Source organism: Kitasatospora sp. RG8 (assembly GCF_017813315.1).
Lineage (GTDB): Bacteria > Actinomycetota > Actinomycetes > Streptomycetales > Streptomycetaceae > Kitasatospora.
In genome coordinates this window covers 49881-68806 of the sequence record NZ_JAGIYX010000014.1, presented here as the reverse complement: position 1 = coordinate 68806, position 18926 = coordinate 49881, and the positions used below count along the sequence as shown (strand labels likewise).

The following is an 18926-nucleotide window of genomic DNA, read 5'->3' as shown; positions in this document are numbered from 1 at the left end:
TAGATGCTGCCCAATGCCAAGGGCTCCCATCGACCAGCGCCTCCTACAGCAATTGGTCGAGGGAGCCCACGAGTAAGCCCTAGGGAGGCCTACATGTCCGGAAAGACTAGGCGACTCAATAGCGCGATGCGCAGGCGCCCAGGGAAATGGGGAGCTGCCGACGGACGCCAGCTGTTCCATGGTCTGGCCCGTTCAGCGGCGCTCAGCTTCGTCACGGGCGCGAGTGGCGCACTCGGTGCGCTTATGGTCCAGCTCATCGTGCAGTAGCTCGGCTGCCGGGATTGAGGGCATGCCGCCTGGCTTGTCCAGGTCGGCATGCCCTAGTCGAGGGGCGTATCCGTCTCTTTGAGAGCCCGGCGGACCGCTTCGCCCATGCGGTCGGCGATGGCGCGGTCGCGGTCGCTGGTCATGTGCTGGTAGATCAGCGCGGCTCGGGTGGTGCTGTGCCCCATCCGGGTCATGAGCTCGCGGGTGCTGGCCCCATTCTGCGAAGCCAGGGTGTTGCCGGTATGGCGCAGGTCGTGGAAGTGCGCATCGGCCGAGACGCCAGCCTTCGCCTTGGCCGCGGTCCAGTCGTCGCGGAAGTTGCTCCGCCGAAGCCGGCCGCCGCGGGGGCCGACGAAGAATCCACCGTCCGGTCCGTCGGCTGCGTGCAGTTCCAGGTGCCTCTCCAGTTCTGGCACGACCATGGCCGGGAAGGCCACCGGACGGAAGCCGGCCCGGCTCTTGGGTGCCTTTGTGATCAGCCTGCCGCTGTTCAGCTCGGCCTGGTTCCGGCGGACCCAGAGGACCCGGGCTGCCAGGTCGACGTCCCGCCGGCGGAGCGCGGCCAGCTCGCCGAAACGGAGCGTGGTGAACGCGGTCAGCAGCACGAGCGCCCGCCACTGCGGCTGGATGGCGGCGGCCACGGCGTACACCTCGGGAACGCTCAGGACGGGCCGCTCCGGCACGTCGTAGGTGTCGGCGCCCTTGATCCGGCACGGATTCCGCTTGACCATCCCGTCGTCGACGGCGGTCGTCATGATGCTTCGCAGCAGCTGGTACGCCTTGACGACGGTGGGCTCACCAACGCCGACTTCCAGCAGCCTCGTTCGCCAGGTGCGCACCCGGGGAGGCGTGATGTCCGAGACGAGCCGTGCGCCGAACGTCGGCTGGATGTGCAGCCTGAGAACGCCCTCGTACCGCTCCCGGGTGGTGTCCTCCAGGTCCCGTTCCTTGAGCCACCTGTCCGCGAAGCCGCCGAACACCACCTTGCCGGCGTCCGGGTCGGACCACTCGTCGGTGACGATGCTCGCCTCGATCACGGAGAGAGCGATCTCGGCGTCCGTCTTGGTCTCGTACGTCTCCTCGGCAGGCCGGATCTGACCGGTGAGCGGGTCGCGGTAGCGCGCCTGCCAGCGACCGGACTTCAACTGGCGTACCGAACCGAAGCGCCGGCGGTTGCCCTTGCTGTTGGCCATCACGCCACCTTCCGCAGAGGCCGCCGCCGGGCGGTCACCGGCTGAACGGTGCGCTCGGCGATGTACGCGGCGAGGGCGGTCTCCGGGATGCGGACGTGGCGGCCGACCTTGACGAACGTGATGCGGCGTTCGGCGACCAGGCGACGGGGGAAGCGTTCCCCGCTGGTCTCCCAGGTGCCGAGTACTTCGGCGGCTTCCTGCACGGTCAGCAGGCGTTCCATGCGATCTCCCCCTCTTCCTGCGCGAGTTGTGCGCGCAGCTCCTGGCGGTCGGTGGTGTGGCGGTCGTGCAGCTCGCGGGCGATGGCGGCGGCGAGCATGGACTCGCCTGGGGTGTTGCCGGAGCCGGCGAAGGTCCAGTGGGCGACGACGAGGGTCTCCGCCTCGGGCAGGTCGTCGAGGTCCGGGAGGCCGGCGGCGAGAAGGCGCTCGCGCAGCTCCTGGCGGGCCTGTTCGGCGCGGTGGTCGGCGCGGACCTGGCGGAGGGCGCCGAGCGTCGTCGAGTAGGTGGGCGACTTGGACGAGAAGTGGCCGCGGAAGCCGAGCATGTGGGACCAGTGGGCGAGCAGCCGGTCCGGGTAGTGCGGGTCGAGGTCCCAGCAGGCTTCGATCAGGCGGCGGGTGTGGTCCGGCAGGTCGTGGCGGTCGAGTTCGTGGCGCTCAAGGATTCGGCGGTCCACGGATTCGGTCGTTTCGGCGGACTTGGTGGCGTATTTGGCGACGTAGGAGGCCACGGCCTGTTCGCTGATCTCGCCGGTCGCGAAGGCGCCGATCGGGCGGACGTCGACCTGTGTGCCCCACTGGAGGACGCGGGCGGGCCGGTCGCCGCCGGCGGCCAGCGGGATGCCGACGCGGCGGGCGGCGGTACGGATGGAGGCACTGAGCAGGGCGAGAGTGGCCCAGGCGGGCGGCGGGGTGTCGGCTCCGTCGGGGCCGTCGATGCGGATGACGGCGTGGAAGTGGACGGCGCCGCGGCGCTGGTACTCGGCGACCTTGCCGAAAGAGATCTTCGCCCGTTCCTTGAAGTCCCGTTGGGTGAGGCCGGCCATCTTCGCCATGGTCCGGAACAGGTAGATGGTGAAGCGCCGCCACAAGTCGGGGGCGTGATTGTTCCAAAGGACGGCGTGCGCGTAGTCGTAGGTATCCGGGTCGAGCGGGGTGCCCAGGAGCGGTGAGCCCTTGGGGTGGGCGGCGCCGCAGCGGCAGGTGCCGGAGTCGGGCCGGTTGTGGACCGGGCCGAAGGACGGGGCGGTCAGCGTGGCGAATACCCGGGGGTGGGAGCGGACGGTGGCCGGCACTCCCTTGGCCTGGTCCCCGGCGAGCCCGGCGCGGATCAGGTGGTAGGTGTCGGCGGCGTAGGTGCGGGCGCAGGAGGGGCAGCGGGAGGCCCGGCGGTTGCCGCAGGCGATCTTGAGCCGGTGGCCGGGCTCGTGGTCGGTCGAGTACCGGTGCCAGACAGCGCCGGTCGGGCCGTGGGTGAGGGTGCGGAAGCCCTGAAGGTGGATGGGGTTGGCGCAGCCGCCCGTGCGGCGGATCTGCTCGTTCAGTTCGGGCAGGTCGCCCCGGGCGGCGAGCCTGGCGAGGTCCGCCAGAGCAAGTCCGTCCGGGGCGGCCTGGGTGGTGATGGGCAAGCGGGTCACCTTCAGAGCTGGGCCGGGACGGCGGGGGCGGCGCGGCGGGTGACGGTGCCAGCGCCCTGGCAGGTGCGGCACGCGGCGTGGAGGGTGGCGCGGGTGCCGTCCGGGAGGCGGGTGCCGGTGGCGATGGCGGCGCGGGCGAAGCCGTCGCAGTCGGGGCAGATCCGGGCCGGGGCGTGGTGGTGCTGGGGCATGATGGTGCTCTCCTTCGTGGGCTTCGGTTCGGGAAGGGGTTGCGGCTCCGGGGCGGCGGGATGCTTGGCGGCTTTTGCCGCCCCGGAGCCGGTCAGCGCCGACGTGCGGTGCGGCCGTCGGGCTTGCGGGCGTACATGTCGCGGTCGGCGGCGGACAGCGCTTCGGTGAGCAGGAGCGCGGCCGGGTGCGAGGCGCCGACGGAGGCCCCGACCGGGAGCAGGGCGCCGGCGTATGGGACCGGTTCGCGCAGTGAGGCGCGCAGGTCGGGCAGCCGGTGGGCGGAGTCGAGGACGACGGCGGCGAACTCGTCCCCGCCGAGGCGGGCGGCCAGGCCGTGGGAGTTGCACCAGTGGGTGAGCCGGTCGGCGGTGGCGGCGAGGACGGCGTCCCCGGCGGCGTGGCCGTGGGTGTCGTTGACGGCCTTGAAGTCGTCCAGGTCGATCAGGAGGACGGTCACGCGCTCGGGGCGGGAGCGGATCAGCCGTTCGGCGCGGGCGGTGAAGCCGTCGCGGGTGAGCAGGCCGGTGATCGGGTCGCGGCGGGCGTGGGCGAGTCGGCGGTGGAGCCAGGTGCCGTGGGCGCTCCAGCCGACGAGCGGAACGCCGGCGAGGGCGAGAACTGGGGCGAGGTCCATGTGCGGGGTCCTTACGGTGCGGGTTGCGGACCCTGGGGCGGTGGGATGCTTGGCGGCTTGTCCGCCCCGGGGCCGGTCAGAGGCCGAGGGACTGTGCGCGGGTGGCGGCCCGGTCGAGCAGGTGGTGGATGTCCGCTTGGCGGGTGGTGGGGCGGTCGTTGTACTGGTCGGGGGAGGTGACGGGACGTCCGGTGGCGTGGAGGACTTCCATCACCTGGACGCGGGCCCAGGTGATGGTGGCCGGCGATCCGTAGCCGTGGGTGAGGACGGCGGCCTGGGCGCCGAGGAGGCAGACCCGGCCGGTCGGGTCCCACAGGGTGCCCTGCAACCAGCCGAAGGTGGCGATGTAGCGGGAGGTCAGCCGGAGGTGGTCGGCGACGCTCACAGGGATGGGCCGGGCGGGGCGGTCGGTGAGGCGATCCAGCAGGGTCGGCCGGGGCGTCGGGTAGCCGGCGTTCCAGGGCTGGATGGTGGAGCCGAGGGGGCACACGTAAGGGACGGTCGGCCGTGCGGCGGCGGGAAGGCCGGCCAGGTAGCGCTCGATCTCGGCGGCCAGGGCGGCGCCCTCGGGGCTGAGGGCGACGGAGCGGGGCAGCAGGAGGGCGGCGGTCACGGCCGGCCGTGCTGGGTGTCGTTGACGACCTGGACGCCGGTGCGGGTGGTGCCGTCGATGAGCGGGGCGACGAAGGTGTCGGCGAGGTAGAAGCCGAAGAGGCCGATCACGACGGCGACCCAGAGCCGGACGCCGAGGAAGCGGATCGCGGCCCACGCGGCGACGCCGAGGACGAGGACCAAGGGCAGGGTGAGAGTCATGGCGAAGCTCCTGTCAGCGGACGGTGCAGCGGTGGGTGCGGGCGGCGATCTCGGCGGCGGCGCGCGAGTCGTACTCGGCGGAGAAGCCACAGCGCGGGGCGGTGCAGACGGCGCTGTGCTTCTCGCGGCCCCGGCCGTCGTAGTGGGTGGCCACGTGGACCGGGCCGATGCGGATCACGTTGCGGGGGCGGATCGGGCGGGGCATCGGGACCTCCTGTCGGGTCAGGTGAGCTGGGCGGCGATGGCGGCGGCGAACTGCGGCGGGACTCCGAGGCGGGCGCGCAGGGTGTCGGTGTCGATCGGCTCGCCGGTTCGGGCGCGGTGGTCGTCGGCGACCTTGCGGGCGTGGTCGACCAGCGCGGCGGGCAGGGCGGGTGTCGACGGTGCGGGTGCCGGGGCGGGTGCGGGCGGGAGGCTGGGCACCTCGTCGGCGACCGGCAGCGGCTCCGGGGTGGGCGCCGGTTCGGGCTCCGGCACGGCGGCCGGCTGCTCGTAGACGGGCGGTTCGTCGTCGAGGAGGGGCGGGGCGGTGGCGGGCTCCCGGTTGCCATGGGCGAGGAGCGTGCCGCCGAAGAAGGCGAGGGCAGGCCACCCGGCGACGAGGATGCGAAGCCAGGTCGGGACGTGGCCCAGGTCGAGCAGTCCGGCGGTGGCCACGTTGGCGCCGAGCGAGGCGACCAGGGCGATGGCGAACCACGTCCAGGCGGCGTGGGCCGGTTCGGCGGCGGCGCGGAGCATCCGCATGCGGCGCCAGGCGGCGACCAGCAGCAGGTCGACGGAGACCGGGTAGGCCCACGCCTTCCACCCGTGCTGGCCGGCCGCTGCGGCGAGGTCGTGCAGGTGGGCGAACGACAGGGCACCGGCGATGGCGGCCTGGATCAGTACGGCGTCGGGGCGGGGCAGACGCATCGTTGCTCCTCCTCCAGAGATCGGGCCGGGCCGGGCGCTGCGGGATCGCCCGGCCCGGGCGTGGGGTCAGCTCTCGGTGCGGCGCTCGTGCCAGAAGATGGAGTCGTCGAGCGACTTCCACATCGCGTGTTCGGCCTGCACGAAGTCCGCGTTGGTCCGCTCGATGTCCTCGGCCGTGCCGTGGTCGATCGCGTGGTTCACGGCGGCCGCAGCGGCGTTGCGCCTGCCGTGGGCGGCCTCGTAGACCTTGTGTGCTGTCAACTGCCGCTCGGTCAGGGAGTCGCGGTGACGGTCGGACGGGGGCTCGGGGCTCTTGCGGCTGAACAGACCCATGGCGGGCTCCTTCTGGGAGTTCGGGGCATGACGGGGTAGGGACATGGCGCGGGAGACGGTCACGCCGACCGGGGGAGAGGTGGCTACTCGGTGGCCGGGGCCGGGGCGAAGTGCGGCGGCGCCGAGGGCATCGGCGGGACGGCCGGGACCGGCGCGACCACGGGCCGGAAGCGCTCCAGGCCCGCCAGCACGGGAGTGAGGTGCGCGGTGCTGCGGCAGATCTCGGCGGCGCGGGCGAGGGAGAGGTGCGGGGTGCGGATACGGGACCAGCCGCCGGAGGCGTCCCCGGCAACCGCTACACCCGGCATGTCCGGCGCGATCTGCGTGGCGGCCAACACCGCCTCCGGGGAGACGTCACCGAGGCCCATCTCGGCCGTAGGACGGTCGTTGACCCGGTGGACGACCCGGCCCGACAACTGGGCGCGGAGCATGGTCGCACCCTTGCCCAGCTCCGAACCGAAGCGCTGACCGCACGCCTCCACGAACATCCCCGCACCCCGGCCGAGTTGGGCCAGCCGGATCAGCTGGGTGACCATGTGGTCGCGCTTCTCCTCGTCCTTGCGGGTGGCGACGAGGAACAGCTCCGCCACCTCGTCGACGAGGAGGATCACCGGCACCGGCCGCAGCTTGGCCGGCAGGCCCCAGATGTCCGAGGTGATCTCGTGCGAGGCCGCCGACCCGGCGAGGCCCTGGTGGTGGCGGAGCAGGTCGTAGCGCTCCTCCATCATGTCCACCAGCGCATCGAGCAGGGCGCCGGCGGACTGCGGGTCGGTGGCCAGCGCCGACAGCCGCGGGGCGAACGGCGCCTGCTCGACGCCTCGCTTGCAGTCGATCCCGACCAGCGCCACGTCCAGCTGGGCGAGTTGGCTGATCAGATTGCGGATGTAGACGGACTTGCCGGACAGCGTGGCACCCAGGGTGAGCGCGTGCGGCACGGCGCGGTAGTCCCGGACGAAGGCCGTCCCGTCCTCCCGCATCGCCACCGGCACGACCAGGTTCCCGACCGGCCGGCGGCGCGGCATCCGTACCCGTCGCAGCACGTCGAAGCCCGTCATCCGCAGCTCCACCACACCGGGCTGGACGATGCTCACATGCACGCTGTGCACGCCCCAGGCATGCCGCAGGCGCTCCGCCGAGGCGGCCACATCCGCCGGCTCCTGGCCCGGCGCCAGCCGGAGACGAAGCCGCAGCCCGGTCGTGGTCGGCCGGACCCGGCGGATGCGCGGCGGCACCGGCCGAACCTCCCGGCGCGTGGTCGCCCGGGTCACTAACACCCGCAGCCGCGACGGTGGCACGGTCAGCCCGCAGGCGTCCATCGTGCTGGCGTACGTGGCCGACACCCGCGCCGCCGTGACCGGCAGGCCGATCGCCGACCAGTACAGCGCCGGAGCCTTCACCCGCGCGAGCGCGGCACCACCAGCGGCGGCGGCGACCGGAACGGCCACCTCGGCGAAGACCTGCACCCCCGACGACACGGCCGTCAGCCCTGAACCGGAACGAGCGAGGTGACCGCCGCCGCGCGGAACGAAATCCCGTGCCGCTTCTGGCCGTTGAACTCGTTCTCCCAGTCCCGCGCCTTCAGCCCGGTCAGCACCACCGGCATACCGAGGGTCAGCCCCTCCGAGATGCCGGTCTCCGGCACGGACACGGTGTAGAGGTTCGCCTCACCCTCGTCCGCGATCGTCAGCCCGACGGTCATCATCCGGGCACCCGTCTCCTTGTCGACCGCGATCTCCCCGGTCTGCCGGTTCACCACCTTCGGCGCCGGCGGGACCGCGACGAACACGAACGCGGTGGAGGTGTCGACCTTGAAAACGGCCATGGCGGCGTCTCCTCTAGATGAGGTGATCTCCTGCACTCATGTACAGGAGTGATGAGTAGAAGAGTGCAGGACTCCTGTACATGAGTCAACCCGCCGCGAGAAAGAATCTCGGGGCGGGTTGGGTGAGTTGAGCGAGCGTCAGTCGCGCGCGGCGAACCGGTAGTCGAGAACGAACTGGTCAGCGGCCATGACGGTGTCGCAGACCTCGACCACTCGGCCGGCCGCGGTGAGGGCGTCGCGGACGAGATGGATCACGGGGGAACCGGGGCTCAGAGCCAGGGCAGCCGTCTCGGGCTTGGTCGCCAGCCGGGCCCGCACCGTCTCCACGAATTCCGCGAGCACATGCCCGTGCTCCTCCAGCCGGGCGTAGATGCCGCCACCGCCGGGGTTCTCGGCGAACACCTCGGGGATGTCCTTGACCACGTCCCACGGCAGGTACGAGGTGGCTTCCTCGGTCGGCACCCCGTCGCGGAAGTAGCGGCGCTTGCGGGCGAGCACCTGGGCGCCGGCGGGCACGTCCAGGCGCTCGGCGATCTCCGGGGGAGCCTCGGTCGGGCCGACGAACAGCACGGTCACGGACGGGACGCCGCCGGACACCTCGGCCTCGGCGAGGTAGGCCGCCTTGCCGGCGTTGCGGTGGGCACGGCGAAAGCGGTCTGAGGACTTGCGCTGCACCGGCGGGCGGGAGCGGACGAAGGAGCCGCGGCCGTGGTGCGTCTCGATCAGCTGGGAGGTCCGGAGCTCCGCGATCGCCTTGCGGACCGTGCCGGAGGCCACGCCGTACCGCTGCATCAGCTCAGCCTCGCTGGGCACGGCCGCGCCGGGAGCGAGCGTCCCCGATTTGATCTGAGCGGCGAGATCATCCGCGATCTGCAGGTACTTCGCCTTGGCCGAGGAGGCCACGTCATCACTCGCCATAGTCCTTTGGGGCTCCTATTCTCCTGTACATGAGTACCAGCCCCGCATTGCAAGTTACAACGCCTCTTCACTCGGTGTCGGTGGCCGGCGCTGTCGTACGCGAGGACGGACGGGTCCTGGCCATCCGGCGAGCCGACAACGGCACCTGGGAGCCCCCGGGCGGAGTGCTAGAGCTGACGGAGACCGTCGAGGACGGCGTACGCCGGGAGATCTACGAGGAGACCGGGATCAAGGTCAGCGTCGAACGGCTCACCGGCGTCTACAAGAACGTGACCCGCGGGATCGTAGCCCTGGTTTTCCGCTGCCACCCCGAAGGCGGCGCCGAGCAGCTGTCCGATGAGTCCACGGCGGTCGACTGGCTCACCCCGGCCGAAGTGGCCGACCGCATGGGCGAGGTCTACGCCGTGCGCATGCTGGACGCCCTTCGCGGCGACGCGGCCCCGAGCATCCGGACTCACGATGGCCGGCACCTCCTGGGCGAGCCGGCGGCGAGCTGATCAGCGACCAGTCTGGACGGTCACATATGTGACGGACCTCCAACCAGCAGGTTCAGCGGATCGGGTGGGGTGATGGAGGGGGCTGTTACGACTTTCGTTACTTCATCAAGGGCGCGCATGGCGCGCCAGCGCGCGGCCCGGCCGCTCGCCGCCGCTCCTGTCTTCGCCCCGCGCCGGCGGCGGCCGGCCGCGCAAGGCGTCGGGCCGAAGGAGATGGGCTCGGGCTACTGCCGGCGGTGGCTGGTGACGGGCTCCTCCGCGGTTTTACCCACCTCCCTGGCTCGGGGCCCGCGTCGAGCAAGAACGGGGGGCCACTCGGCCAAATTGCGGTCAGGCCCAAAAGCCCTGACCGAGTCGCAACAGCTTACGGCCCCCCGATCATGCTCGACCCCAAACCAGGCAGGACACCGGCCAAAACCGCTCCCCCGCCCTGCGTGTCTGTTTCCGCCTAGTCAGCCACGACATACCACTGCCGCATGTCCGGGTCGAACTCGTCCGGGCCCTCAGTTAGAGGCACAAATCCATTTCGTGTGGCCATGTGCTCGCTAGCGCGATTTCGTAGATCAATGCGACACACGATGAGCGTGCTCTGGTCTCCAGATCGTTCAACCGCGTCATTGAGTGCTCTATCGCAGAGCTCATCGGCCATGTGCCCGCCACTTCCGCGCCACTCCAATGCCACGCCCATTGCTGCCAGCAATCGAATCGGCCCGACGTAGCCGCCCAACGCTGTCCGAAGCCAGCTGTCATAGTCAGGCGCTGGGAGCATGTGGGCAGCCGCGGCAGCGAGCTGGCCCTCTGCTGACACGGCTACACACACGCGTGAATCATCTGCTCGCCCAGGCACTGCCAGAGGTGGTGCCTTCTCATGGAACCACTTTTGAACGATCAGTTCCCAGGGGCGGGGGTGAGGGACTGGTTTCTTGCGCCTGAAGGCTGAAGCGGGCGCTGGCTTGGTGCAGGTGAAGGTCTCAAGACGCTGTCGATCAGTTGCATCGGCCAAGCGCCAGACCAGATCGTTCAACCGCGCGACCGCACCTTACGCCGAGCTAGCTGGCCAGTTTGAAAGTGGCGTCGAAGTTCTGCGGCGGCTTCCTGAGACATCGGCGCTTTCAGCCGGCGGTCGTACGTGTCGACATCCATAGCTTGGTCAGCCGTGGCGGACGGGACAGCTCCGATCACAGGCCTACTGCTCTGCGCCACAGTAAGCATTCGAGTGACGTGTGCTGCGAGCGTGTTTGTCGTGGGTAGGCCGACTCGGATCTGGCCAGCACCATTCCCACTACTTAGCGTCATCGTCTGCGGTGTCACCGAGATCACTCCCCCCTGTCTTGTCGTAGGTCTCAGCCGTGCGTTGCAGGACGTCGATCAGCTCCTGCAGCCGGGCACGTGAGAGTAGGTATCGTCCCAGAGTCTCCACTCGGAGAGAACCCATCTCACGTAGGCGCTGTTCCATCTGTGTGGGCGTCCCGTTGAGAACAGGTGGTTCCACCTGCCCAATCGTGAGGTAGATCGAGTCAGGCTGACCACCGGTGTCTGGCAGGCCTACCGATGCAAGGAACTGGTTGGCGGGGCGAGCGAGCTGGTCAGTGTTGTGCCAAGCCAGGTCGATCGCAAAACGGCTGTCGGGGCTAGGCTCGGGCGCGGTCACACCAACAGTGTGCCACCGGCGGGTGGGACCTACTCGCTGTCTGCAAAGCTGGCGCGTGACAGATCGCGACTACATGGTATCGCGCATCATATTTGGTCACTTTATGTAGTCGGCTGTGAGCGACTTAGTCGTTCTCGGTTTGGTGGTGGGCGCAGCTGGTCGTGCCACAGGCGTGCCAGATAGGGCGGTACGTCACGGTCAGTCGCGGGTGCCAGCGGTGTGGCGGCCGGACACTGGGCAGGCAGGGCGAGCCGCAGGCCGGAGCAGGTGCCGCACGCCAATCCTTGTAAAGCGGGGGTCGTCGGTTCGAACCCGACAGGGGGCTCCAGTAGCGAACGCCCCGGACCAGTGCGGTCCGGGGCGTTCGGCGTTCCCGGGTCGGCGCGGGCCGTTCCGCCGGGGGCTCTGCGCGCCCGGGTCAGTGGGACCGGGAGGCCTGGGCGCCTGTGCCGGAGCGGAGTTGGCGCAGGGTCCAGGTGGTGGTGGGTTCGGTGAGGTGGGCGGTGTGGGTGGTGAAGAGTTCGGCGGCGCGGCGGTAGGAGAGGCGGGCGCGGCCGGTGTGGGGGCAGCGGTCGGTGGCGGGGGTGGTCGCGGGGGCGCGGCGGTCGGTGAGGAAGAGCGGGCCGGTGGTGCGGCCGGCGAGGAGCAGGGGGAGCAGGCGGGCGGTCCCGGCCTGCCAGCGGAGGGGCGGGGCGGACGGGAGGGTGCGGCGGCGGGGGAGGTCGAGGTCGTCGGCGTCGAGGGCGAGGACGGTCTCGATGGCGGCGCCGCTCTCGTGCAGCAGGTGCCAGAGGACCTGTTCGCGGAGTGGGGCCCGGAGGGCGAAGAGGGCGCGCAGCTGGTCGGCGGTGAGCGGGGCGGGGCCGTCGGCGGTGGCGGGGAGGGTGTGCGGGCGCAGGTCGGTGGTGGGGTCGGTGCGGATCCAGCCGTGGGCGCGCCACCAGGTCACGGCGGCGCGCAGGGTGGAGAGTTCGCGGTTGAGCGTGCGCGGGTCGGTGCCGGTGGCGCGGTGGGTGGCGGCGGCCCGGAGGCGGGCGGGGGCGTCCGGGTGGTCGAGCAGGGCGAGGGGGAGGACGGGCGGCCGGGCGCGGCGGCGTCCGGGGCCGGTGGGGGCGGGGCGGTCGGCGAGCGCCCAGGCCCAGGTGTCGAGGGCGATCCGGTAGATGCGGCGGGAGGCGGCGCCGAGGCCGGCGGCGGCCAGGTAACGCTCGACGGCGACGGCGTACTCGACGGGCTGGGGGCTCTCCACGGGAACGGTTCTTCTTTCCGCAGTAAACGACATCTGGGGCAGGGGTTCAAGAATAGCCAGTTGCTGCAGTAAACAGCAGGCCGGGGTGATGAATTGGGGGCATTTACTGCGGCAGGACCAGTCCGTCGAAGAATTGATGCGGAAAGGCTCAACTTTTCCTCCGGAAACCCTTGTTCGCGGCTCTTCGGCGGGGGCAGACTTGCCGCCCATGGCAGTGGACACGGAGCAGGTTCCGTCGCGCAGGCAGCGGTCGGGCGGGCGTCTCGCCGTGCTGGGCGAGCGCGATTTCAGGTGGTTCTTCGTCGGGTACGCGACGTCGTTGTTCGGCTCCTCGATGGCACCGGTGGCGGTCGCCTTCGCGGTGCTCGACGGCGGCGGGGGCGGGACCGACCTGGGGTGGGTGATGGCGGCCCGGATCCTGCCGATCGTGCTGGTGATGCTGGTCGGCGGAGTGGTCGCCGACCGGCTCGGCAGCCGGCGGGTGATGCTGGTGGCGGACGTGCTCCGCTGCGGGGTGCAGGGGGTGTTCGCGGCGGCGCTGGCGGCGGGGCACGCGCCGGTCTGGGTGATGGTCGGGCTGGTCGCGCTCTGGGGGCTCGGCGAGGGCGTGTTCCTGCCGGCACTCGGGGCGCTGGTGCCTGCACTGGTCGCCCGCAAGGAGCGTCTTCCGGACGCCAACGCCCTGCTGGGGCTGGCTCGTTCGGTGTCCACGGTGGCCGGCCCGGCCACGGCGGGCGTGGTGGTGGCGGCGTACGGCCCGGCGGCGGTGCTGCTGGTCGACGCGGTCACGTACGGCGTCGGCGCGCTGGCGCTGGCCCGGCTCGGGGTGGCCGCACCGGAGGAGCCGGGGGAGCCGGAGTCGATGCTGGCGGACCTGCGCGAGGGGTGGTCGGAGTTCCGCTCCCGGCCGTGGCTCTGGGTCACCACGGTCCAGATGGCGTTCTTCAACCTGCTGGTCTGGGCGCCCTTCCTGGTGCTCGGCCCGCTGACCGCGCAGCGGGCGCTCGGCGGCGCGCGCGGGTGGGGCCTGGTGATGGGCGTGTACGGGGCCGGCGCGGTGCTGGGCGGCCTGCTGATGCTGGGCCGCAGGCCGGTGCGGCCGCTCGCGGTGGCCACGGCGGCGACCCTCGGCTGGGCGCTGCCCTCGGCGGCCCTCGCGGCGGGTCTGTCACTGCTCTGGACGGCGGCGGCGGCGCTGGTGGCCGGGGTCGGCTCGGCGGTCTGCGGGGCGCTGTACAACTCCACGATGCAGCGCTGGGTGCCGGCCGACGTCCTCGCCAGGGTCACCGCGTTCGGCGGGCTCGGCGCGTTCGTACTCGGGCCGCTCGGCCTGGCGGCGGCCGGCCCGTTGGCGGACCGGGTGGGTGCGGCGTCCGTGCTCGGGTTCGGCGCGCTGTGGCAACTGGTCGCGGGCGTCGTCGTGTTGGCGGTTCCGGCGGTGAGCCGGCGGCGGTGGGACGAACCCGCGGAGCCCGGCGCCGAGGGCGGGCGCCCCGGCCGGGCGGGCAGGGGGTGACACGTCCCGGCGCAGCGCCGGACGCTGCGCGGAACGCCCGCCCGGTCACCCGGGGTGAGCGGGCGCGCAGGGCGGCCCGGGCGGTCGTACGGTGGAGGGAGTGCGGGGGCGAACGGAGGAGGTTGGCCATGCCCGGTTCTGTCACCATCAGCCACCACGAGTCGGCGGTCGCCCTGGATCACGCGGACGCCGCGCGGCTCGCCACGGTGCTGGAGGAGCTCGCGTACCTGCTGGATATCCCCGGTCCGAACCGGATCAACGACGCGCAGCTCGGCGCCCTCTGCGAGGGCCGGTCGCCGGACCGGGCCGAGCTGTCGCACTGGTCGCGCGGGATCGCCGCGGAGCTGAAGGGACGGCTCTAGCCGCGGCCGTGCCGGACCGGCCGGAGTCGTACGATGGCGCGCGGGGCGTGTGGTCCTCGCGCGCCTTCCGGGTGCCGGTGCGACCGGCGGCCGGACCGGCGGAGGAGGGTGGGGGCCCGCGCGTGCCGCATTCCGAGGTGCATTCCGAGTCGCAGTCCGGGCCGCAGTCCCGGCGGGCGTCAGGCCCGCAGCCGGGGTCGAGGACAGGCCCGCAGCCGGGCCCGATGTCCTGGCTGACCGTGGAGACGCCGTTGCCGAGCGGGCCCATGCACATCGCGGTGACGCCGCTGGGCGTGGCGGCCGCGGGCTACCTGGGGCACGCGGGCGGCGAACTGCCCCACTGCACGGACGAGTCGAAGATCGCCACCGTCACCGACCGGATCGGCGCCTACCTGGCGGGCCGCAGCCGGGAGTTGGGCCTGCCGATCGACTGGAGCCTGAGCGCCGGGCCGCACCGCGCGGTGTTGCAGACGCTCTGGCGCGACGTGCCGTTCGGGCGGACCATCACGTACGGCGAACTGGCCGCCCGCAGCGGGGTGTTCGAGTCCGTGACGGAGCCGGGGCTGGCGGCCCGGACGGTCGGCCAGATGATGGCCGCCAACCCCGTCGCGCTGCTGGTGCCGTGCCACCGGGTGGTGGCGGCGGACGGGATCGGCGGATTCGGCGGCGGCCGGGTCGGGATCGACGTGAAGCGCTGGCTGCTCACCCTTGAGGGCGTGTTGGAGCCGACCCTGGACTGGAACGGGCCGCTCTGACCGACGGATCGGTCCGCGGTGACCGCCGGCCGGACCGCCGGAGCGGGCCCGGCCGGGCGGACGCGCCGCTCAGTGCACCAGTTCCACCGGGGTGAGGCCGCGGCCGAACGGGGACTGCCGCGGCAGGACCGGCCGGACGCCCGCGACCAGCGTGTAGTCGATGCCGGCGAGCTCCCCGGCGCGGTCGGTGTCGGGCCGCTCGCCGAGCGCCAACTGCACCGCGTTCCATGGCAGGTTGAGGCCGCACAGGCGCAGCTGGTGCAGGCCGCCCGAGGGCCGGGTGTTGACGTCGATGACCACCGGCTCCCCGGCCAGGTGGCGGAACTGCACGTTGGAGAGGAAGGCCATCCGGGTGGACTCGACCACCCGGCGGGCGGGTTCCAGGTACTGCGGGGCGGTGGTGAAGCTGCGGCGGCGCCGGTGCTTGCTGCGGCCGACGGCGGCGAGCAGGGTGCCGTCGCGGTCGGCGAGGCAGTCCACCGAGACCTCGGGGCCGTCCAGGTAGGGCATCACCAGCAGGTCGGCGGGCCCGGCCGGGCCCTCGGGCGCGGCGGCCTCCAGCGCGGCGACCACCTGGTCGACCTGGACCCGGCTGTCCCAGCCGGCCAGCCGGTGGAGGCCGAAGGGCTCGCGGGTGAGCACCCGGAACCCCTCGCCGCCGGCGCCCGAGGAGGGCTTGAGGCAGGGGGTGAGCCCGGCGGCCTCGATCAGCTCGACGGCGGCGATCAGGTCGGCGGCGGTGCGGACCTGCCACCACGGCGGGGTGGGCAGTCCGGCGGCGGCGATCGCCGCGTAGCCGTCCGCCTTGCTGTCGAAGGCCGCGACGGCGGTGGCGGGCGGGCAGACCAGGGCGGTGCCCACCGCTTCGAACTCCTGCTGGTGCAGGGATATCGCGAGCTGGTGGAGGCGGGGCAGGAAGACGTCGACGGAGTGCCGGGCGCAGTAGTCGAGGGCGTAGCCGACGTAGGCGTCGGGGGTGAGGTCGCCCGGCTCCAGGGTCGCGTGGTCGGCGGCGGCGAGCACGGGGGAGTCGGGGTCGACGTGGGTCGCGTGGACCTCGATCGGCCGCGGGGCCTCGTGCAGCTGTTCGATGAAGAACACGTTCTCGGCGTAGGTGCGGTTGAGCCAGACACGTACGGGGGCGCTCATGACGGCCTCCCAGGGCAGGGGTGAACGAGGGGAGGGCATCCGGTCCGGCCACACTCGTCAACTGGCCCCGTGGCCCTTTGAGGTGGCACCTTAGCGGCCGCCCGTACAGGGGTGGACGGGGGGTCGGCCGGGGCGGTCGGGGTGCGGCCGGGCCCGGGGCGGAGGCGTGGGGCGGCTGCCGGTGCGCGGTCGGGGGCCGGCCCGGCGGATGGCCGGGCGAGTGGCGGGGTGTGCGGCCGGGCGGCGGCCGGGCCGGGGCATTGTCGAATGTTCGAATAATGGTCGAACTTCTATCGATCAGGTGATCTAGTCGTCCTATTTGTTCGGTTATTCCGACCACTCGAAAGAGTGATTGCGGAGCCCGCCGAATGGGCCCACCATGATTGTTGCAAGGCGACACTTCACCGGGTATTCGAGGGGCTCCCCATGTCGACCGAAACCAACGTCGGTATTCCTGCGCCGGGCGGCGAGTCGCCCGCCCAGCAGCAGAGTCTCGGCACGGCGGGCGCGAGGAACCTCGCGACGACCACCAAGTCCGCGCCGCAGATGCAGGGCATCAGCCCGCGCTGGCTGCTCAGGATGCTTCCGTGGGTCGAGGTGTCCGGCGGCACCTACCGGGTCAACCGTCGCCTGCGGTACGCGGTCGGCCGCGGCCGGGTGAGCTTCGTGAAGACGGGCTCCGAGGTGCGGATCGTCCCGCCGACGCTGCGCGAGGTGCCGGTGCTGCGCGGTTTCGAGGACGACGCCGTCCTGGAGGAGCTGGCCGGGCGCTTCGTCCAACGCGAGTTCTCCGCCGGTGAGGTGCTGGTCGCCGCCGGGGCACCGATCGACGAGGTCTTCATCATTGCGCACGGCAAGCTCGACCGGCTGGGATCCGGCAAGTACGGCGACGAGACGGTCGTCGGCGCCCTCGCCGACGGCGACCACCTGGGCGACGAGGCGCTCCGTCAGGAGGACGGCGCCTGGCCGTACACGGTGAGGGCCGCCACCGCCGGTACCGTCCTGGCGATCTCGTGGCCCTCGTTCCAGGAGCTCGCGGACCGCTCCGAGGCGCTCCAGCTCCAGATCATGGACTACCTGGCCGGCTTCGAGCAGGCGCAGAACAAGCACGGCGAGGCGGCGATCGGCCTCTCCGCCGGCCACCGGGGCGAGTACGAGCTGCCCGGTGCCTTCGTGGACTACGAGCTGAAGCCCCGCGAGTACGAGCTCAGCGTCGCGCAGACGGTGCTCAAGGTGCACAGCCGGGTCGCCGACCTCTACAACCAGCCGATGAACCAGACCGAGCACCAGCTCCGGCTGACCATCGAGGCGCTGCGCGAGCGCCAGGAGGACGAGCTCGTCAACAACACCGAGTTCGGGCTGCTGCAGAACGCCGAGTACGACCAGCGGATCCAGACCCACTCCGGCCCGCCCACCCCGGACGACATGGACGAGCTGCTGAGCCGCCGCCGCTCCACCAAGATGTTCCTCGCCCACCCCCGGGCGATCGCGGCCTTCGGCCGGGAGTGCAGCCGCCGCGGCCTCTACCCGGACACCGTCGAGGTCCAGGGGCGGCAGGTCTTCGGCTGGCGGGGGGTGCCGGTCTTCCCGTGCAACAAGATCCCGATCGTCGGCGGTAACACCAGCTCGATCATCGCGCTGCGTACCGGGGAGGACAATCAGGGCGTCATCGGGCTGCACCAGACCGGAATTCCCGATGAATACCAGCCGGGCCTCTCGGTCCGGTTCATGGGAATCAGCGAGAAGGCCATCATTTCCTATCTCGTCAGCGCCTACTACTCCGCCGCCATTCTGGTGCCCGACGCGGTCGGCGTCCTGGAGAACGTCGACGTCGCGCACCACCACGACTGATCGGGCCGGTCGGAACCGCGCCGCCCGGCCGGGGCTCACCCGCGCCCCGGTCGGGCGGCGCCCACCGTCACAACAGGGGGAGGAACCCATGGGAATCTTCACGCTGGAACGCGACCACCGCGAGGGGCACGAGGCGGAGGACGTGCTGGCCCGCGCCCGCGGCCTGGTCGACCCGGTGATGCGCGCCGCCGTCGACTCGTTGCCCGGCTCGATGCGCAAGGTGGCCGGCTACCACCTCGGCTGGTGGGAGGCGGACGGCACACCGGTGGCCGCGCCCTCCGGCAAGGCCATCAGACCGGCGATGGTGCTGGCCGCCACCCAGGCCCTCGGGGGCACCCCGGCCGCGGCCACCGCCGCTGCGGCCGCCGTCGAGCTGGTCCACAACTTCACCCTGCTCCATGACGACGTCATCGACCGTGACGAGACCAGGCGCCACCGCCCCACGGCCTGGCGGGTGTTCGGCACCACCGAGGCCATCCTCGTGGGGGACGCACTGCACTCGCTGGCCCTGCGGCTGCTCGCCGAGGACACCCACCCGGCCGCCCAGGGCGCCATCCGCCGGTTGACCGACTGCGTGGTCGAGCTCTGCGAGGGCCAGCAGATCGACTGCGCCTTCGAGCAGCGCAGTGACGTTTCGCTCACCGAGTGCCTGGCGATGGCGGAGGCCAAGACGGGCGCACTGCTCGGTGCCGCCTGTGCGATGGGCGCGCAGTACGCGGGGGCCTCGGAGGAGGCCGCGCAGGCGATGGACGGCTTCGGCCGCGAGATCGGCCTGGCGTTCCAGCTGATCGACGACCTGATCGGGATCTGGGGCGACCCGGCCGTCACCGGCAAGCCGGTCGGGGCGGACTTGGTCGCGCGCAAGAAGTCGCTGCCGGTGGTGGCGGCGCTCGGCTCCGGCACCGCCGACGGGCACGTCCTGGCCGGGCTCTACGCGCTCGAACGCCCCCTCAGCCCGGAGGAGTTGAACCGCTGTGCGGCCGCCGTCGACGGGGCCGGCGGGCGGGGCTGGGCCCAGGGGGAGTCCTGCGAGCGGATGGCCACCGCGATGGCTCAGCTGGCCGTGGCGGTGCCCGAGCCGTCCGCCGCCGACGAGCTGCTCGCCCTCGCGGAGCTGGTCACCCGCCGCACGCACTGACACCGCGGGGCGGGCGGGGGCCGGTCGGTCCGGCTCCT

General features: G+C 72.1%; 21 protein-coding genes. 6 read left to right on the top strand and 15 right to left on the bottom strand.

All coding sequences use genetic code 11. The features are described from left to right. Positions 1–320 precede the first annotated feature (320 nt). The 13 genes from J5Y04_RS21375 to J5Y04_RS21315 all read right to left on the bottom strand — a co-directional run bounded on the left by J5Y04_RS21375 (position 321) and on the right by J5Y04_RS21315 (position 8720). Positions 321–1460, bottom strand: a complete 1140-nt coding sequence (locus J5Y04_RS21375) for a site-specific integrase (RefSeq protein ID WP_209413681.1) — start codon at positions 1458–1460, stop codon at positions 321–323. Further along, positions 1460–1681 (bottom strand): excisionase family DNA-binding protein, encoded by a 222-nt coding sequence (locus tag J5Y04_RS21370; protein ID WP_209413680.1) that lies wholly within the window; start codon positions 1679–1681, stop codon positions 1460–1462. The genes J5Y04_RS21375 and J5Y04_RS21370 overlap by 1 nt, the downstream gene beginning before the upstream one ends. Next, positions 1666–3099, bottom strand: coding sequence for a replication initiator protein RepSA (repSA, locus tag J5Y04_RS21365; protein WP_374106067.1), 1434 nt, complete (start codon positions 3097–3099; stop codon positions 1666–1668). The genes J5Y04_RS21370 and repSA overlap by 16 nt, the downstream gene beginning before the upstream one ends. 2 nt (positions 3100–3101) lie before the next feature. After that, positions 3102–3290 (bottom strand): hypothetical protein, encoded by a 189-nt coding sequence (locus J5Y04_RS21360; protein WP_209413678.1) that lies wholly within the window; start codon positions 3288–3290, stop codon positions 3102–3104. A gap of 92 nt (positions 3291–3382) precedes the next feature. Further along, a complete protein-coding gene (locus J5Y04_RS21355) occupies positions 3383–3925 on the bottom strand; it encodes a GGDEF domain-containing protein (protein WP_209413677.1) in 543 nt (180 codons plus the stop codon). Positions 3926–4001: 76 nt separating this feature from the next. Further along, positions 4002–4538, bottom strand: coding sequence for a hypothetical protein (locus tag J5Y04_RS21350; RefSeq protein ID WP_209413676.1), 537 nt, complete (start codon positions 4536–4538; stop codon positions 4002–4004). Next, entirely contained in the window at positions 4535–4738 is a 204-nt protein-coding gene (locus J5Y04_RS21345) for a hypothetical protein (protein WP_209413675.1), read from the bottom strand. The genes J5Y04_RS21350 and J5Y04_RS21345 overlap by 4 nt, the downstream gene beginning before the upstream one ends. Before the next feature lie 13 nt (positions 4739–4751). Further along, positions 4752–4943, bottom strand: coding sequence for a mobile element transfer protein (locus J5Y04_RS21340; RefSeq protein WP_209413674.1), 192 nt, complete (start codon positions 4941–4943; stop codon positions 4752–4754). Between the two features lie 17 nt (positions 4944–4960). Beyond that, positions 4961–5647, bottom strand: a complete 687-nt coding sequence (locus J5Y04_RS21335; protein ID WP_209413673.1) for a DUF2637 domain-containing protein — start codon at positions 5645–5647, stop codon at positions 4961–4963. A 66-nt stretch (positions 5648–5713) separates the two neighbouring features. Then, positions 5714–5980, bottom strand: coding sequence for a hypothetical protein (locus J5Y04_RS21330; RefSeq protein WP_209413672.1), 267 nt, complete (start codon positions 5978–5980; stop codon positions 5714–5716). Positions 5981–6063: 83 nt separating this feature from the next. Beyond that, the gene (locus tag J5Y04_RS21325) at positions 6064–7455 is read right to left on the bottom strand and encodes an FtsK/SpoIIIE domain-containing protein (RefSeq protein ID WP_307853227.1); all 1392 of its coding nucleotides are present in this window, start codon (positions 7453–7455) and stop codon (positions 6064–6066) included. Positions 7456–7460: 5 nt separating this feature from the next. Continuing rightward, positions 7461–7802, bottom strand: a complete 342-nt coding sequence (locus J5Y04_RS21320) for a hypothetical protein (protein WP_209413809.1) — start codon at positions 7800–7802, stop codon at positions 7461–7463. Between the two features lie 138 nt (positions 7803–7940). Further along, entirely contained in the window at positions 7941–8720 is a 780-nt protein-coding gene (locus tag J5Y04_RS21315; protein WP_209413671.1) for a GntR family transcriptional regulator, read from the bottom strand. Between the two features lie 17 nt (positions 8721–8737). On the opposite strand from J5Y04_RS21315, the gene J5Y04_RS21310 reads away from it, so the two are divergent. After that, positions 8738–9217: an NUDIX hydrolase gene (locus J5Y04_RS21310; protein ID WP_209413808.1), complete on the top strand. Its 480-nt coding sequence runs from the start codon at positions 8738–8740 to the stop codon at positions 9215–9217. A 2069-nt stretch (positions 9218–11286) separates the two neighbouring features. On the opposite strand, the gene J5Y04_RS21305 is transcribed toward J5Y04_RS21310, so the two are convergent. Then, on the bottom strand, positions 11287–12117 hold the full coding sequence (locus J5Y04_RS21305) for a hypothetical protein (RefSeq protein ID WP_307853226.1): 831 nt from the start codon (positions 12115–12117) through the stop codon (positions 11287–11289). A gap of 208 nt (positions 12118–12325) precedes the next feature. Here J5Y04_RS21305 and J5Y04_RS21300 point away from each other — a divergent pair, with 208 nt between their 5' ends. The 3 genes from J5Y04_RS21300 (at position 12326) to J5Y04_RS21290 (ending at position 14750) form a co-directional block, all read left to right on the top strand. Next, on the top strand, positions 12326–13633 hold the full coding sequence (locus tag J5Y04_RS21300; protein ID WP_209413669.1) for an MFS transporter: 1308 nt from the start codon (positions 12326–12328) through the stop codon (positions 13631–13633). Between the two features lie 128 nt (positions 13634–13761). Continuing rightward, positions 13762–13995, top strand: coding sequence for a hypothetical protein (locus tag J5Y04_RS21295; protein ID WP_209413668.1), 234 nt, complete (start codon positions 13762–13764; stop codon positions 13993–13995). Positions 13996–14219: 224 nt separating this feature from the next. After that, positions 14220–14750, top strand: a complete 531-nt coding sequence (locus tag J5Y04_RS21290) for a methylated-DNA--[protein]-cysteine S-methyltransferase (protein WP_209413667.1) — start codon at positions 14220–14222, stop codon at positions 14748–14750. Positions 14751–14819: 69 nt separating this feature from the next. On the opposite strand, the gene J5Y04_RS21285 is transcribed toward J5Y04_RS21290, so the two are convergent. Next, on the bottom strand, positions 14820–15899 hold the full coding sequence (locus J5Y04_RS21285) for an ATP-grasp domain-containing protein (protein WP_209413666.1): 1080 nt from the start codon (positions 15897–15899) through the stop codon (positions 14820–14822). 426 nt (positions 15900–16325) lie between these two features. On the opposite strand from J5Y04_RS21285, the gene J5Y04_RS21280 reads away from it, so the two are divergent. Both J5Y04_RS21280 and J5Y04_RS21275 read left to right on the top strand, forming a co-directional pair. Further along, complete coding sequence (locus tag J5Y04_RS21280) at positions 16326–17750, top strand: family 2B encapsulin nanocompartment shell protein (protein WP_209413665.1); 1425 nt, start codon at positions 16326–16328, stop codon at positions 17748–17750. An 88-nt stretch (positions 17751–17838) separates the two neighbouring features. Then, positions 17839–18888, top strand: coding sequence for a family 2 encapsulin nanocompartment cargo protein polyprenyl transferase (locus tag J5Y04_RS21275; RefSeq protein ID WP_209413664.1), 1050 nt, complete (start codon positions 17839–17841; stop codon positions 18886–18888). Positions 18889–18926: the final 38 nt, after the last annotated feature.

Coding starts and splice junctions, on each gene's coding strand:
- J5Y04_RS21355 (WP_209413677.1), bottom strand. CDS start 3,925: ATGGACCTCGCCCCAGTTCTCGCCCTCGCCGGCGTTCCGCTCGTCGGC.
- J5Y04_RS21345 (WP_209413675.1), bottom strand. CDS start 4,738: ATGACTCTCACCCTGCCCTTGGTCCTCGTCCTCGGCGTCGCCGCGTGG.
- J5Y04_RS21285 (WP_209413666.1), bottom strand. CDS start 15,899: ATGAGCGCCCCCGTACGTGTCTGGCTCAACCGCACCTACGCCGAGAAC.
- J5Y04_RS21275 (WP_209413664.1), top strand. CDS start 17,839: ATGGGAATCTTCACGCTGGAACGCGACCACCGCGAGGGGCACGAGGCG.
- J5Y04_RS21280 (WP_209413665.1), top strand. CDS start 16,326: ATGTCGACCGAAACCAACGTCGGTATTCCTGCGCCGGGCGGCGAGTCG.
- J5Y04_RS21290 (WP_209413667.1), top strand. CDS start 14,220: ATGTCCTGGCTGACCGTGGAGACGCCGTTGCCGAGCGGGCCCATGCAC.
- J5Y04_RS21330 (WP_209413672.1), bottom strand. CDS start 5,980: ATGGGTCTGTTCAGCCGCAAGAGCCCCGAGCCCCCGTCCGACCGTCAC.
- J5Y04_RS21370 (WP_209413680.1), bottom strand. CDS start 1,681: ATGGAACGCCTGCTGACCGTGCAGGAAGCCGCCGAAGTACTCGGCACC.
- J5Y04_RS21300 (WP_209413669.1), top strand. CDS start 12,326: ATGGCAGTGGACACGGAGCAGGTTCCGTCGCGCAGGCAGCGGTCGGGC.
- J5Y04_RS21335 (WP_209413673.1), bottom strand. CDS start 5,647: ATGCGTCTGCCCCGCCCCGACGCCGTACTGATCCAGGCCGCCATCGCC.
- J5Y04_RS21340 (WP_209413674.1), bottom strand. CDS start 4,943: ATGCCCCGCCCGATCCGCCCCCGCAACGTGATCCGCATCGGCCCGGTC.
- J5Y04_RS21295 (WP_209413668.1), top strand. CDS start 13,762: ATGCCCGGTTCTGTCACCATCAGCCACCACGAGTCGGCGGTCGCCCTG.
- J5Y04_RS21315 (WP_209413671.1), bottom strand. CDS start 8,720: ATGGCGAGTGATGACGTGGCCTCCTCGGCCAAGGCGAAGTACCTGCAG.
- J5Y04_RS21320 (WP_209413809.1), bottom strand. CDS start 7,802: ATGGCCGTTTTCAAGGTCGACACCTCCACCGCGTTCGTGTTCGTCGCG.
- J5Y04_RS21375 (WP_209413681.1), bottom strand. CDS start 1,460: ATGGCCAACAGCAAGGGCAACCGCCGGCGCTTCGGTTCGGTACGCCAG.
- J5Y04_RS21360 (WP_209413678.1), bottom strand. CDS start 3,290: ATGCCCCAGCACCACCACGCCCCGGCCCGGATCTGCCCCGACTGCGAC.